Origin of the sequence: Serratia montpellierensis (assembly GCF_020858655.1) — a bacterium.
Classification (GTDB): domain Bacteria; phylum Pseudomonadota; class Gammaproteobacteria; order Enterobacterales; family Enterobacteriaceae; genus Serratia; species Serratia montpellierensis.
In genome coordinates this window covers 358,093-371,867 of the sequence record NZ_VOSN01000002.1, presented here as the reverse complement: position 1 = coordinate 371,867, position 13,775 = coordinate 358,093, and the positions used below count along the sequence as shown (strand labels likewise).

12 protein-coding genes are annotated in these 13,775 nt (G+C 61.9%); 7 read left to right on the top strand and 5 right to left on the bottom strand.

Annotated features, from left to right (window positions below):
- The first annotated feature begins 136 nt into the window (after nt 1-136).
- From yfiR to ettA, 4 genes are all read left to right on the top strand, one after another.
- Entirely contained in the window at nt 137-742 is a 606-nt protein-coding gene (gene yfiR, locus FUU19_RS03010) for a regulatory sequestration protein YfiR (protein ID WP_141971042.1), read from the top strand.
- Nucleotides 739-1,986, top strand: coding sequence for a diguanylate cyclase DgcN/YfiN (gene dgcN / locus FUU19_RS03005; RefSeq protein ID WP_230489584.1), 1,248 nt, complete (start codon nt 739-741; stop codon nt 1,984-1,986). Before yfiR ends, dgcN begins: the two co-directional genes overlap by 4 nt.
- Before the next feature lie 38 nt (nt 1,987-2,024).
- Nucleotides 2,025-2,522 carry an outer membrane lipoprotein YfiB gene (gene yfiB / locus FUU19_RS03000; protein WP_019455003.1) on the top strand — a complete coding sequence of 166 codons (498 nt, stop codon included), beginning with the start codon at nt 2,025-2,027 and terminating at the stop codon, nt 2,520-2,522.
- 142 nt (nt 2,523-2,664) lie between these two features.
- Complete coding sequence (gene ettA, locus FUU19_RS02995) at nt 2,665-4,332, top strand: energy-dependent translational throttle protein EttA (protein ID WP_063991457.1); 1,668 nt, start codon at nt 2,665-2,667, stop codon at nt 4,330-4,332.
- Nucleotides 4,333-4,362: 30 nt separating this feature from the next.
- Here the strand turns inward: ettA and FUU19_RS02990 are convergent, their stop codons facing one another.
- Nucleotides 4,363-5,268 carry an AraC family transcriptional regulator gene (locus FUU19_RS02990; protein ID WP_141971048.1) on the bottom strand — a complete coding sequence of 302 codons (906 nt, stop codon included), beginning with the start codon at nt 5,266-5,268 and terminating at the stop codon, nt 4,363-4,365.
- A gap of 162 nt (nt 5,269-5,430) precedes the next feature.
- Here FUU19_RS02990 and FUU19_RS02985 point away from each other — a divergent pair, with 162 nt between their 5' ends.
- Nucleotides 5,431-6,399, top strand: coding sequence for an SDR family NAD(P)-dependent oxidoreductase (locus tag FUU19_RS02985; protein WP_197833291.1), 969 nt, complete (start codon nt 5,431-5,433; stop codon nt 6,397-6,399).
- A 14-nt stretch (nt 6,400-6,413) separates the two neighbouring features.
- On the top strand, nt 6,414-7,421 hold the full coding sequence (locus FUU19_RS02980) for an NADP-dependent oxidoreductase (RefSeq protein WP_202670066.1): 1,008 nt from the start codon (nt 6,414-6,416) through the stop codon (nt 7,419-7,421).
- Between the two features lie 26 nt (nt 7,422-7,447).
- On the opposite strand, the gene FUU19_RS02975 is transcribed toward FUU19_RS02980, so the two are convergent.
- Nucleotides 7,448-8,359 (bottom strand): LysR family transcriptional regulator, encoded by a 912-nt coding sequence (locus FUU19_RS02975; protein WP_141971053.1) that lies wholly within the window; start codon nt 8,357-8,359, stop codon nt 7,448-7,450.
- Between the two features lie 97 nt (nt 8,360-8,456).
- On the opposite strand from FUU19_RS02975, the gene FUU19_RS02970 reads away from it, so the two are divergent.
- Nucleotides 8,457-9,458: a zinc-binding alcohol dehydrogenase family protein gene (locus FUU19_RS02970; protein ID WP_202670067.1), complete on the top strand. Its 1,002-nt coding sequence runs from the start codon at nt 8,457-8,459 to the stop codon at nt 9,456-9,458.
- 31 nt (nt 9,459-9,489) lie between these two features.
- Here the strand turns inward: FUU19_RS02970 and FUU19_RS02965 are convergent, their stop codons facing one another.
- From FUU19_RS02965 to radA, 3 genes are all read right to left on the bottom strand, one after another.
- On the bottom strand, nt 9,490-10,923 hold the full coding sequence (locus FUU19_RS02965; protein ID WP_141971057.1) for a glycosyltransferase family 39 protein: 1,434 nt from the start codon (nt 10,921-10,923) through the stop codon (nt 9,490-9,492).
- Between the two features lie 134 nt (nt 10,924-11,057).
- The gene (gene nadR, locus FUU19_RS02960; protein WP_141971058.1) at nt 11,058-12,329 is read right to left on the bottom strand and encodes a multifunctional transcriptional regulator/nicotinamide-nucleotide adenylyltransferase/ribosylnicotinamide kinase NadR; all 1,272 of its coding nucleotides are present in this window, start codon (nt 12,327-12,329) and stop codon (nt 11,058-11,060) included.
- Between the two features lie 58 nt (nt 12,330-12,387).
- Nucleotides 12,388-13,773, bottom strand: coding sequence for a DNA repair protein RadA (radA, locus tag FUU19_RS02955; protein ID WP_230489582.1), 1,386 nt, complete (start codon nt 13,771-13,773; stop codon nt 12,388-12,390).
- Nucleotides 13,774-13,775: the final 2 nt, after the last annotated feature.

The following is a 13,775-nucleotide window of genomic DNA, read 5'->3' as shown; positions in this document are numbered from 1 at the left end:
TATGGGTTAGATAGTGTTCATTAGGCAGTGCGACTGACAGCTTTCAGCAAAACGATTGTCCCTTCAAGCGGACCGGATTTTTCCTTGTCAGGCCACGGCCTGCGGGCGGTAGATCAGGCCGGAATGGCGGGTGAAAATGGCGAGTAAGACCGCGATAGCGATGCGTTGCGCAAAAAGCCCCGTACCGGGCTTCCATGCCGCACGCCTGAATATCGGCCGCCTGTTGCTGATCGTTTTGTTGGTGCTGCTGACGTTGCCCGGGCCTGCGCGCGCCGCCGATGATCCCTATCAAAAGCGCACGCATGCCGTGACGACCGTAGTGGTCGGCATCATCAGCTACGCCCGCTGGTCGCGTGAACCCAATCCGATCCGGTTGTGCGTGACCGCACCCACCCAGTATGCCGAAGGGCTGTTCGATCCGATCCTGCTCAGCGCGCCGCGTCCGATTAAAACCGAACGCGTGCCGTTCGACAGCCCGACGTTGAGTACCGGCTGTGATGTCATCTATTTAGGGAACATCAACGCCGCGCAGAGACAAAATTTCATGCAGCGCATTTCCGGCAACTCCATTCTCAGCATCAGCGAGAACGATAGCGAATGCTCCGCCGGCAGCGCATTTTGCCTGCTTATCGATGGGGATCAGGCCAGTTTCAAGGTCAACCTGGACGCTCTGGCACGCAGCGGCGTGCGCGTTCACCCCAACGTGCTGCAGCTGGCACGCAAACAGGCGCCGCCGCTATGAGGCTGTTGCGTAGAAACCGTTCCGGCAATGCGCGCCCGACATTGGGCCGGGTGCTGCAGCGGGTGCATCTTGGACTGGCGCTGATCGCCGTCGGCACCGCCGGCATCTTTCTGACGCTGGTGGCGCTGTTTGCGCTGCGGGCTTACGCCAACCACAACCTGCACCTGATCGCGCGCTCCATCAGCTATACCGTCGAGGCCGCCGTGGTGTTTGAAGACCGCACCGCCGCGCGTGAGGCGCTGATGTTGATCTCCTCCAACGAAGAGATCCTGGAGGCGCGCATTCTGGATAATAAAGGCAAGATGTTGGCCTGTTGGCGTCATCCCACCGACGGCCCGCTGCACGGTCTGGAACAAATCGTTGCTCACTGGGCGCTGCCCGAGCCGGTCATCTTGCCTATCTCTCACGAGGGCAAACAGGTCGGCCAGGTCTGGTTGAGCGGCAACGGTGGCAGCCTGCTGCGTTTCCTGTTGCGCGGCCTGGTCGGCATGATCGCCTGCATGGTGCTCAGTACCCTATGCGCCCTGGTGTTATCGCGCCGCATGCTGGCCGGCATCGTCCGTTCGTTGGACGATATCGCCAACGTGGCGCACGCGGTGCGTCGCGATCGCACCTTCGGCCTGCGAGTGCCGTCGGCGCCCATCGCCGAGCTGCATGAGCTCAGCAACGATTTCAACGGCTTGCTCGACGAGTTGGAAGCCTGGCAGGCCCACCTGAAGCAGGAGAACGACTCGCTGCCCCACCGAGCGACGCACGACAGCCTGACCGGCTTGCCGAATCGCGCCTTCTTCGAAGGACGGCTGAGCCGCGCCCTGGGCGATATCGCGCCACCGGCAAAATTGGCGGTGCTGTTTATCGACGGCGATCGCTTCAAGGAGGTGAACGACAGTTACGGCCACGCCGCAGGCGATGCGGTGCTGACCACCATTGCCGGACGCATTCGCGCGCAGCTGCGCGAGACCGATCTGGTCGCGCGTCTGGGCGGGGATGAATTCGCCGTGCTGCTGGCGCCGGTTCACGGCACGGAAGATGTTCTGCAGATCGCCGACAACATCATCGACTGCATGACACAACCGGTCATTTTGCCGAACGACGAGGCGGTCATTACCTCTCTGAGTATCGGTATTGCGCTGTACCCTGATCACGCGTCAACGCCTCAGGGTCTTTTGCACGAAGCTGACGATGCGATGTATCAGGCAAAGCATCGTTATAACGGAGGCTGGCGGCTGGCTATACATAAATAAGAGCCCCGGCTATAACACTTGAACTAGGGATTTTGACTATGATACAGCAACTGTTTAAAGGTCGTTTTTCACTGCTGACGATGGTGTTCGTCGCCCTGCTGGCGCTCGCCGGCTGCCAGAGCAAGCCGCAGGGCCTGACACCCGAGCAGGTTGCGCTGCTGCAATCGCAGGGCTTCAAACTGACTGACAACGGCTGGGAGTTCGGTCTGTCGGATAAAGTGCTGTTCGGCAACAACATCGGCAAGCTGAACCCGGAAAGCACCGAGACGGTGCAGAAGATGGGCCGTGCGTTGCTGAGCGTCGGCATCACCAAGTTCCGCCTGGACGGCCATACCGACAACTACGGTGAAGACAGCTATAACGACCAGCTCTCCCTGCGCCGCGCCGATGCGGTGGCCGATCTGCTGGCCAGCGTCGGCATTCCGCGCGCCAATATCGAAACCCGCGGCATGGGCAAGCGCGATCCCGTTGCCGACAACCGCACCTCCAGCGGCCGCGCGGAAAACCGCCGCGTCGCGATCGTCGTCACGCCATAAGCCACCAATATGCGCCTTTATCGGCGCATAAACGGTTATACTTAGCGATCGCTGAGCGATGTCTGGGATCCGAGATCGAAACGGGCTACACTCATGCCGCCAGACATCCTATAAATACTGATATAGAGAGGCTTAGAGCAACGTGGCTCAATACGTCTATACCATGCACCGCGTCGGCAAGGTCGTACCGCCGAAGCGTCATATTTTGAAAAACATCTCCCTGAGCTTCTTCCCTGGGGCCAAAATCGGCGTACTGGGCCTGAACGGCGCCGGTAAGTCCACCCTGCTGCGCATCATGGCCGGCATCGATACCGATATCGAAGGGGAAGCGCGCCCGCAGCCGGGCATCAAGATCGGTTACCTGCCGCAGGAGCCGCAGCTTAACCTTGAACACACCGTGCGTGAGTCGGTGGAAGAAGCGCTGGCGGAAGTGGTCGGCGCGCTGAAACGCCTGGACGAAGTGTACGCGCTGTACGCGGAAGAAGGCGCAGACTTCGACAAGCTGGCCGCCGAACAGGGCCGCCTGGAAGAGATCATTCAGGCGCACGACGGTCACAACCTCAATACGCAGCTGGAACGCGCCGCCGATGCGTTGCGCCTGCCGGACTGGGACGCCAAAATCGCCCATCTGTCCGGGGGTGAGCGCCGCCGCGTAGCGCTGTGCCGCCTGCTGCTCGAAAAGCCGGACATGCTGCTGCTGGACGAACCGACCAACCACCTGGACGCCGAGTCCGTGGCCTGGCTGGAACGCTTCCTGCACGACTTCGAAGGCACCGTGGTGGCGATCACCCACGACCGTTACTTCCTGGATAACGTAGCCGGCTGGATCCTCGAACTGGACCGCGGCGAAGGCATTCCATGGGAAGGCAACTACTCTTCCTGGCTGGAGCAGAAAGACGCGCGTCTGGCGCAGGAAGCGTCCGCCGAAGCCGCTCGCCGCAAGTCGATCGAGAAAGAGCTGGAGTGGGTGCGTCAGGGTGCCAAAGGTCGTCAGTCCAAAGGCAAGGCCCGTTTGGCCCGCTTCGAAGAGCTGAACAACACCGAATACCAAAAACGTAACGAAACCAACGAACTGTTCATTCCACCTGGCGCACGCCTGGGCGATAAAGTGGTCGAAGTCAGCAACCTGCGCAAGTCCTACGGCGACCGCCTGCTGATCGACGATCTGTCGTTCTCGGTGCCGAAAGGGGCAATCGTCGGCATCATCGGCCCGAACGGCGCGGGTAAATCCACGCTGTTCCGCATGATGTCCGGTCAGGAACAGCCTGATTCCGGCAGCATCGTGCTGGGCGATACCGTCAAGCTGGCGTCCGTCGATCAGTTCCGCGACAGCATGGACGGCTCGAAAACCGTGTGGGAAGAAGTCTCCGGCGGGCAGGACATCATGCGCATCGGCAACACCGAGATGCCGAGCCGTGCCTATGTCGGCCGCTTCAACTTCAAAGGTGTCGATCAGGGCAAACGCGTGGGCGAGCTGTCGGGCGGTGAGCGTGGCCGTCTGCACCTGGCCAAGCTGCTGCAGGTTGGCGGCAACGTACTGCTGCTCGATGAACCGACCAACGACCTGGATATCGAAACCCTGCGCGCGCTGGAAAACGCCCTGCTGGAATTCCCTGGCTGCGCCATGGTGATCTCGCACGACCGTTGGTTCCTCGACCGCATCGCCACCCACATCCTGGATTACCAGGACGAGGGCAAGGTGGAATTCTTCGAAGGCAACTTCACCGAGTACGAAGAGTACAAGAAGCGTACGCTGGGCGCCGATGCGCTCGAGCCGCACCGCATCAAGTACAAGAAGATCGCCAAGTAATACGAAAGGCGCCGCATGCGGCGCCTTTTTTTATGCCCGCGCCCGCCGATAGTCGCGCGGCGAGCATGCCATCATGCGCTTAAAGGCGTGGCTGAACGCGCTGTCTGAGTCGTATCCCAAACGCTGCGCGATGACGGACACCGGTTCGCTGCCGGTACGCAAAGCCCGCGCCGCCAGTAACATGCGCCAGCGCGACACGTATTCAAGCGGTGCCATGCCGGCCTTCTGCTTGAAGCGCAGCGCCAACGTCGAACGGGAAACGCTCGCCGCGTCGGCCAACGCCGCCACCGTCCAGCGCCGGGCGGGATCGGCGTGCACCGCCAGCATCGCGGCGCCGATGCGCGGATCGAACAAGGCGGGCAGCCAACCCGACGCCGCACTCTCCTCCCCCATCAGGTAAATCCGCAGTGCCTGGGTCAACATGATTTGCCCCAGATGATGCGTCATCAGCGTACTGCCCGGCGAAGGCCTAACCAACTCATCCGCCAGCCGTTGCAACGCCCATTGCAGCACGGCTGCCTCTTCCGTGCCCCCGCGGATCACCATCAGCGCGGGCAGGCTGCCAAACAGCCGTTCCACTTCCTGGCCGAAGCTAAAGCGGCCGCCTATAAACAGGCACGTTTCCCCCTCGCCGCAGCTCGCCATGCCGTTTTTCGCCTGCAGATAGAGCGCGTCGGCGTCGAGCGCCGGTAGTGACAAGTCGCTGCCGACGGTCAGCGGCAGGCTGCGAGTCAGCAATAAACAGTCGCCGGCCGCCAGCCACAGCGGTTCGGCCAGCCCTTCCGCCGCCAGCCAACAGCCGCCGCGCACCACCGCGTTGAACTTCCCGCCTTGCGGAGCGGGAAAATGAACGGCCCAGTCGCCGCCGGCCTTCAGGCCGCCGAAAAACGCATTCTGGCTGTTCAGTGGCGCCAGCACTTCCGATAAAGGATCCATACCCTCTCCCCCCAAGGCCCTTTCAAGAGCATAGCCCGTGCGATGTTCCAGCCAAAGGCCTTAGGACGATGGCGACAGAAATTAGGTTTTTGTTGCATTCAGCCGCTGATAGAGCCGACTTACACTCCCAGTGTCACAGCCAACCGCAGCGAGGAACGCCCAATGAACCGACAAATGCCCCTCAACACCAGCTTTAACGCCACCACCACCGCCGCCGACGTGCTCAAAGATCGGCAACTGGCCGGCATGACGGCGCTGATAACCGGCGGTCATTCCGGCCTGGGATTGGAAACGACTCGCGCATTGACGCAAGCGGGAGCACAGGTGATCGTCGCCGCCCGCGATCCCGTCATCGCCCGTACCCGTCTGGCCATCGCCGGTATCAGCAACATCGACATTTATGAGCTTGATTTGGCCGATCTGAGCAACATCAGAAAGTTCACGCAACAACTTCTGGCGACCGGCGTCCACCTCGATATGTTGATCTGCGGTGCCGGCATTATGGCCTGTCCTGAAACCCGTATCGGCCCAGGCTGGGAGGCACAATTCGCGATCAACCACCTGGGGCATTACGCACTGGTGAGCCACCTCTGGCCGGCATTGGCGGGCGGCGCCCGCGTTGTCGTCATCTCCTCTTCCGGTCACCATGCCAGCGCCATACGCTGGAATGACGTTCAGTTTCACAGCGGCTATGACAAGTGGCTGGCCTATGGCCAATCGAAAACCGCTAACGCGCTCTTCGCCCTCCAGCTTGACAAGCTGGGGAAAAACGCCGGCGTGCGCGCCTTCTCGCTGCATCCCGGCATGATCCCAACGCCGCTACAGCGCTATCTCTCGCAGGAAGAGATGCTCGCATTGGACTGGATCGACGCCAACGGCAAACCCGCCCACCCGGAAATGCTGAAGACCCCGCAACAAGGAGCGGCAACCCAGGTCTGGGCGGCGACATCGCCCCAACTCAATGGCCTTGGCGGATTGTATTGCGAAGATTGCGATGTCGCCCGGCGCAACGATGACACCGGCTTTTCCTTCAGCGGCGTAAAAAGCTACGCCGTCAATCCTGAACAGGCCCAACGCCTGTGGAAACTCTCGGCGCAACTCACCGGCGTCGATGCCTTCGGCAAGATTTAATCAGGAGCCCACCGATGCAGAATCGCCAAATCATCCTCGTCAAACTCCCGCAAGGAAAACTGACCGTCGATTGTTTTCAGACTCGGGAGGCCCCCATGCCGATCCCCGGCCCTGAAGAGGTTTTGTTGCGCACGCTTTACGTGCCTCTGGATGCGGCCAGCCGAGCCTGGATGCAGGGCGTCACCTATCGTTCCGGACTGCAGGCGGGAGACGTCATGGCTGCGACCGTGCTGGCCGAAGTCGTCGAGTCGCGCTCTCCCCTGCTGGCCGCCGGAGATTTAGTGCTGGCAGAAACCGGCTGGCAAACCTTCGCAGTCGTACCGGCGGCAGGCGCGCTCAAGCAGTCGGATATCGTTCCGCATACGCACTTGCTCAGCGTTTACGGCGTGCCTGGACTCACCGCTTACTTCGGCCTGCTGGAATGCGGACGCCCCAAGGCCGGTGAAACCGTCGTCGTATCCGCCGCCGCGGGGGCGGTAGGCATGTTCGCCGGACAAATCGCCCGGCTTCACGGCTGCCGCACGGTGGGCATTGCCGGCGGCGGCGCCAAAACGGCGCTGCTGACGGACAGGCTGGGGTTCGACGCGGCGATAGATTATAAAGCGGAAAATCTGCATGACGCCCTGCGCCGCTCGTGCCCCAACGGCATCGATGTGCTGTTCGACAACGTCGGCGGCAATATTTTGGCGACCAGTCTGCGGCACATGGCAAAACAGGGGCGCATCGTTTGCTGCGGCGCGGTATCGCAGTACGATACGGCCTCTCCGCCGGCAGCACCTGCCGGGATCCCCGGTGTGTTGATCGTCAACAGCTTGACGATGCGTGGGTTCCTGTTGGCCGATTTCCTTCACCGCCAAGAACAGGCGCTGGCGGCGCTCACGGTCTGGATCGCTGAAGGAAAACTTGCGGTCATCGAAGACCTGATCACCGGTTTCGAGCTGCTGCCCGCTGCGCTGGTCGGCCTGCTGGCGGGCAAAAATAGAGGGAAGCGCATCGTTCAGGTGGCGCGGCCCTCCGCCTGAAGAGAAGGCTCTGCGCGCCCCGGCCATCATTCCCGCGCCAGCTCGCGCGCATAGTCGTCGAACGCCGGGTGCTGCAGCACCACATCGATGAAACAGGCCAGCGCCGGGGAATTCAGCTTGCGGCTCGGGTAGACCAGATACAGCTCGTTCCCTTCCGCGCGCCATGTCGGCAACACTTCCACCAACAGTTTCTGCGCCACCACCTCACGGCTGAGAAACGCCGGCAGCAGCGTGATGCCGGCACCGGCGATGGCGCATTCGCGCGCATACAGCAGGTTGTCGGTGGTGTGCGCCAGCGGCAGCTGCCAGCGGTAATAGTCGTCACCGCAGCGCAGGTTCCAGGCCGTCCAGGCGCGGTGGGCAATGCAGCGGTGCTGCTGCAACTGCTGCGGATGTTCGATCGGCGGATGCTGCGCCAGATAGGACGGCGCCGCCAACAAATAGCGCGGCGCATACCCGAGACGGCGACCGATCAGCGAAGAATCCTGCGGCTTGCCGGTGCGCAACGCGGCGTCGAAGCCTTCCTGCACCAGATCCACCATGGCATCGGACACCGACACCTCCAGCGAAACGTCCGGATACTGGCGCTGAAAATCCGCCGCCAGCCGCGCCACCAGGGTCGCCCCCAGCCCGGCGGGCGTCGAGATGCGCAGGCGGCCGCTCGGGTTATCGCGCAGCCGCTGCAGCGCCAGATCGGCCCGCTCGGCGGCGGACATCATCGCCTGACAATGTTCCAGATAGCGCTCACCGGCGAAGGTCAGGTTCAACTGGCGCGTAGTGCGATTGAGCAAGCGCAGCCCCAGCGTCTGTTCAAGCTGGCTGATGCGCTGGCTGACGCTGGACTTCGGCAGCCCGACGCGCTGCGCGGCGGCGGTGAAGCTGCCGCACTCCGCCACCAGCGCGAACAGCGCCATGTCCTGCAGCTGTTTGAATTCCATTGTTCACCTTAAACGAACACTCAGTTAGATATTGTCCATCTTATCACCCTACTGCCGCGGGTCTACACTGGGAGCATCATTTGAAAGGAGTACAATCATGTCGATAAAAGCCATTGCCGTAGACCCGCAGAACCCCGCCGGTTTCATCGAAATCTCACCGGAGATGCCGGTTCCCGGCCAGTACGATCTGCTGGTGGAAGTGAAAGCGGCGTCGGTCAATCCAGTGGACACCAAAGTGCACGCCGGTCTGCAGAAAAGCGGCCTGCAGCAGCCACGCGTCCTCGGCTGGGACGCCAGCGGCATCGTGGTGAGCGTGGGCTGCGGCGTCAGCGGCTTCAAGCCCGGCGATGAGGTGTGGTACGCCGGCGACATCACCCGTCCGGGTAGCAACAGCAGCCATCAGCTGATCGACTCACGCATCGCCGCGCACAAACCGCGCAGCCTGAACTGGGCCGAGTCCGCCGCCCTGCCGCTCACCGCCCTCACCGCCTGGGAGGCACTGTTCGAACACTTGAACATTCAGGACGCGCCCGAGCACAAGACGCTGCTGATCATCGGCGGCGCCGGCGGGGTCGGCTCGCTGGCCATTCCGCTGGCCGCATTGCGCAGCAAGGTGAAAGTGATCGCCACCGCCTCAAGGCCGGAGTCCGCCGCCTGGTGCCGTGAACGCGGCGCCGACCTGGTGGTGGACTACCGCGATCTGAAAGGCAACCTGGCGCAGCACGGCATCGAGCAGGTGGATTACATCCTATGCCTGAACGATACCGACGGTCACTGGCCGGCGATGGCCGAGCTGGTCGCGCCGCTGGGCCATATCTGCACCATCGTCGAGAACGCGCAGCCGTTGGATCAAAACGCGCTGAAGCTGAAAAGCGCCGCGCTGCACTGGGAATTCATGTTCACCCGCAGCATGTTCACCACCCCGGACATCGCGCAACAGGGCAAGATCCTGCAGCAGATGGCGCAGTTGCTGGACGAGGGCAAGCTGAGCACCACGCTGAGCGAAACCCTGCACGGGCTGTCGGTAGACACGCTGACCGCCGCGCATCGACAGCTGCTCGGCGGCCATATGCAAGGCAAGCTGGTTATCGCTTACTAAGTCTGAATCGCGGCGGCGCCCTGCGCCGCCGTTACTGCGGACGAACGAAGCCGACGCACAGCGTCTGCTCGTCGGCATGCGGATCGGCGCGGAAGGTCAGCGTCTGCTGCCAATCGAGGCGCATCTTCGGCCAGTGGGCCAACTCACCGCCGAAGTCGCTGTGCGCGCAGTCTTCACCCAACCGCCCAAACAGGGCGACGCCGTGCTGGGCAATCTGCGGATAGCTGATGTTGACGTTGTAGATATTCGGCCGCGTATGATTGGACCAGCGCGTAATGGTCTGCGGCCGTGAATCGGCGTACACCGTCATCCACTGCGACAGGTATTCGCCGCCGACGTAGCGTAGGTCGACGCCATACCGCTCCTGCCACAGCCGCTCCACCCCGGCGCTGAACGCCTTGATACCCACCATCTTCTGGCCGGCGTTGCGCACGTTGCCCAACATCACCGCGGCATACCCCAGATAGACCGCCAGCGCTGCGCACATCAGCCCGAGGGTCGCCGCGCGCAGTGAACGCACCGGCGGCTGACGCACGCAGCCAACCAGCAGCGCGGGCGCCAGCATGAAGAACGGCTGCAGCCATTCGGTCAACCGGCCGCCGACGTTGAAGGAGAACCAGAAAGTGATAATGCCAAGCGGCAACAGATAGATCCACAGCAGCACCCGCATCGGCAACGCCGATGGCCAGGCCAGCACCGCCCCGCTGCGCCGCAGGATCGCCCACAACACCAGCGACGGATAGAACACCAGCAGCAGCGACTGCAGCATGTCGAGGTTGAGCTGCATCTTGATCTGCGAATCCACCCATTTGAAGGCGGCAAAGTCGTGATTCCACAGCCAGAACACGTTCGGCAGCACCAGCGCCAGCCAGATCGCTACCGCCAGATAGAACTGCGGCTGCCGATAGCAGCGCCGAACCTGCGGCACGAACAGCGTCGACAGCGCCACGAAATAGACGAAGGCGAAGGTCGAGTATTTCGCCATCATCGCCAGGCCGGCCACCAACGCGAAGGCCGGCCACCAGTTGGCCGAACGCGAGATAGCCATGTGGAAGAACAGCGCCATCCACGGCCACAGCATCACCAACAGGTAGTTGTCGTTGTAGGGAATAATGTCGAAATTGATGATGCCGGACAGGTTGAGCGTCAGCAGCGCCATCCAGGCCAGCGAGGTGCTGCCGCTCAGGCGCCGCGCCAACAGCCAGACGCCCAACATGCCGATGGCGATGGCGATGAAGTGCCCGCCATACCAGTAAACGTTCAGCGGCAGCCACGAGAGCCAGATCGCCGGATGCATCGCCGCACCGACCAGCCACGGATTTTTCGGTGAGCCCCATTCGCCGTTGAGGCCCCAGTTGAGCGCCTCGACGGCGTCGTAAGGCAGGGTAGGATCGAGATGAACAGTCAGCAGCGTCCAGGCTGCGGCATAGCAGACCAACCAGAGAGCAAGTAAGCGATAAGACATGTCTTCTTCTGAGCGTTATTGTAAAGAAAACCTTAACGTAGTCGTTCTCGAATGAACCATGTTTAAACAAGCCGTTAAATGTGCGCCAGGGCGGCCGTTTCTGCCGCCGCGATCGCACATTACGCTAATTTCCCTCAGCCTGCGGCGTGGCGATGGGCGGGCGCGCTCAACCTGCCGGCATCCGCCGCCAGCAGCTGTTGCACCAGCTCGACGCAGCGCAGGAAACGCTCTTCGTAATCGCTGGATTCAACATGCACGTACTCGATGTTGTTGGCGCGCAGCATCTCCTCCAGCAGGCGCTGGAACGCCAGGCGATCGGCGCTGCTGCCGAGGCTGCGCAGGCCGTCCGCCACCCACGGCGTGTTGTTTTCCAGCAGGATCACCAGATCGAAACGGTATTCGTCGATCAGCGCCTGCACGAAGGGGTGTTCACGCCCTTCGTACTTTTTGCAAAACGCCTGCGTAGTCACGAAATCGGTATCGATAAACGCCACCTTGTTGGCGTACTTGACCGCGAAATCCACGTATTGCGCCTGCCCGAGGGCAATTTTGTCGTAATCGGAATACTGCAGCGCCATCTCGTCGCCGCCCAGGTGCGAGAACACGTAATCGCGGCCATATTCCCAGGCGCTGGTGGTGTTGAAGATGTTGGCCAGCTTGTTGACCAGCGTCGACTTGCCGCTCGACTCACCGCCGAGGATCGCCACGGTACGCACGAAGAACGGCTTCACCTCGGTCGGGATGTAGTCCCAATAACGGAACGGATCCTGACGGATCTGATTGCCGCTGATGTTCATGAACGAACGCTCGGGGTCGACCAAAATGGTTTCGATGCCCAGATGCTCGCGATACCGCGGCGCGTCCTGCGCTTCGCTGGAATAGATGAAGCTCGGCACGATGCCCTTCTGCTCCATAAAGGCCTTCATGCCATCGCTCCACACGTTCCAGCCGTGCGGATAGGGCTCGATGCCCTGCTCGTCGAACGAGTGGATATGGATGTTTTTCTGGTACTTGAAGGTCTGCAGCAGCCAGCGCAGGCGATCGCTGACCGTCGGCTGTTGCGACATCGAACTGTTCTCGAACAGCTCGCGATCGCGCGGCTCGTCATGGCACAAGATAACGTGCAGCTCGTCCACCTGGCTGCAGGCGCGCTGGATCAGATAGATGTGGCCGGTGTGCAGCGGGTAAAATTTACCAAACACCACGCCGACTTTAACCTCTTTACGCGGGAACTCCAGCCCGAGAAAACGGTGCAGCGCCTCGAGCTTTTGCGCGCTCGGGCTTTTGATCTTGTCGTTCAACAGCTGGCTGAGATAGCCTTTGGTCATGCCGCTGGCATCCGCCACCTGCTGCAAAGTACAGCCCTTTTGCTTGATGGACGTCTTCAGATAATCAAATTGCGGCATGGCCACCTCCGTTTAGTATGCTAAACAAAATAGCATATCTTTCTCGCCGTCGGCGACATTAATAAAACTCTTCCAGCACGTCCAGCGCGTCCGCCAGCTTCTTGACCCCGAACACCTGCATGTTGGCCGGCGGCTTCTTCGGCATGTTGCCGTGCGGCACGATGGCGCGCTTGAAGCCGTGCTTGGCCGCTTCGGAGATGCGCTCCTGGCCGCTCGGCACCGGGCGAATCTCCCCCGCCAACCCCACTTCGCCGAACACCACCAGATCGTTCGGCAGCGGGCGATCGCGCAGGCTCGAGACCAGCGACATCAGCAGCGCCAGATCGGCGCTGGTCTCGCTGACCTTTACCCCGCCGACCACGTTGACGAACACGTCCTGATCCGACATCTGCAGCCCGCCATGCCGGTGCAGCACCGCCAGCAGGATTGCCAACCGATTCTGCTCCAGGCCCACCGCCACGCGGCGCGGGTTGGACATCATCGAGTGATCCACCAGCGCCTGGATCTCCACCAGCAGCGGCCGGGTACCTTCCCACACCACCATCACCGAGCTGCCGGAAGTGACTTCATCACCGCGGCTAAGGAAGATTGCCGAAGGGTTGCTGACTTCGCGCAGCCCCTGTTCGGTCATGGCGAACACGCCCAGCTCGTTGACCGCGCCGAAGCGGTTCTTGTGGCTGCGCAGGGTACGGAAGCGGGAATCGGCGTCGCCGTCCAACAGCACCGAACAGTCGATGCAGTGTTCCAGCACTTTTGGCCCGGCCAGCGAGCCGTCTTTGGTAACGTGGCCGACCATGACGATCGCCACGCCGCGCGTCTTGGCGAAGCGCGTAAGGTAGGCGGCGGTTTCCCGCACCTGCGCCACGCTGCCCGGCGAAGACTGAATGTCCGCCATGTGCATCACCTGAATCGAGTCGATCACCATCAGCTTCGGCTGCTCCTGCTCGGCGATCAGGCAGATCTGCTCGATGCTGGTTTCCGACAGCATGTTCAGGCCGCCGGTCGGCAGCCCCAAACGGTGAGCGCGCATCGCCACCTGCTGCAGCGACTCCTCGCCGGTGACGTACAGGGTTTTCATCTGTTCAGACAGTTTGCACAGCACCTGCAGCAACAGGGTGCTCTTGCCGGCGCCGGGGTTGCCGCCGATCAGAATGGCGCTGCCGGGCACCACGCCACCGCCCAACACGCGGTCGAACTCGAGAAAGCCGGTGGTAAAGCGCGGCAGCGCCTCAAGGCTGATTTCCGACAGCTTCTGTACTTTGCTGACGCCGGCGTTGCCGGCATAGCCGCTGAGGCGATCGTTGCGCGCCGCGGCCGGCGACGCGGCCAAACGCACTTCCGTGATGGTGTTCCAGGCATGACAGGCGCTGCACTGCCCCTGCCAACGCGGATAGTCCGCCCCGCACTCATTGCACACAAATGCCCGTTTTGCCGCTTTTGCCACGT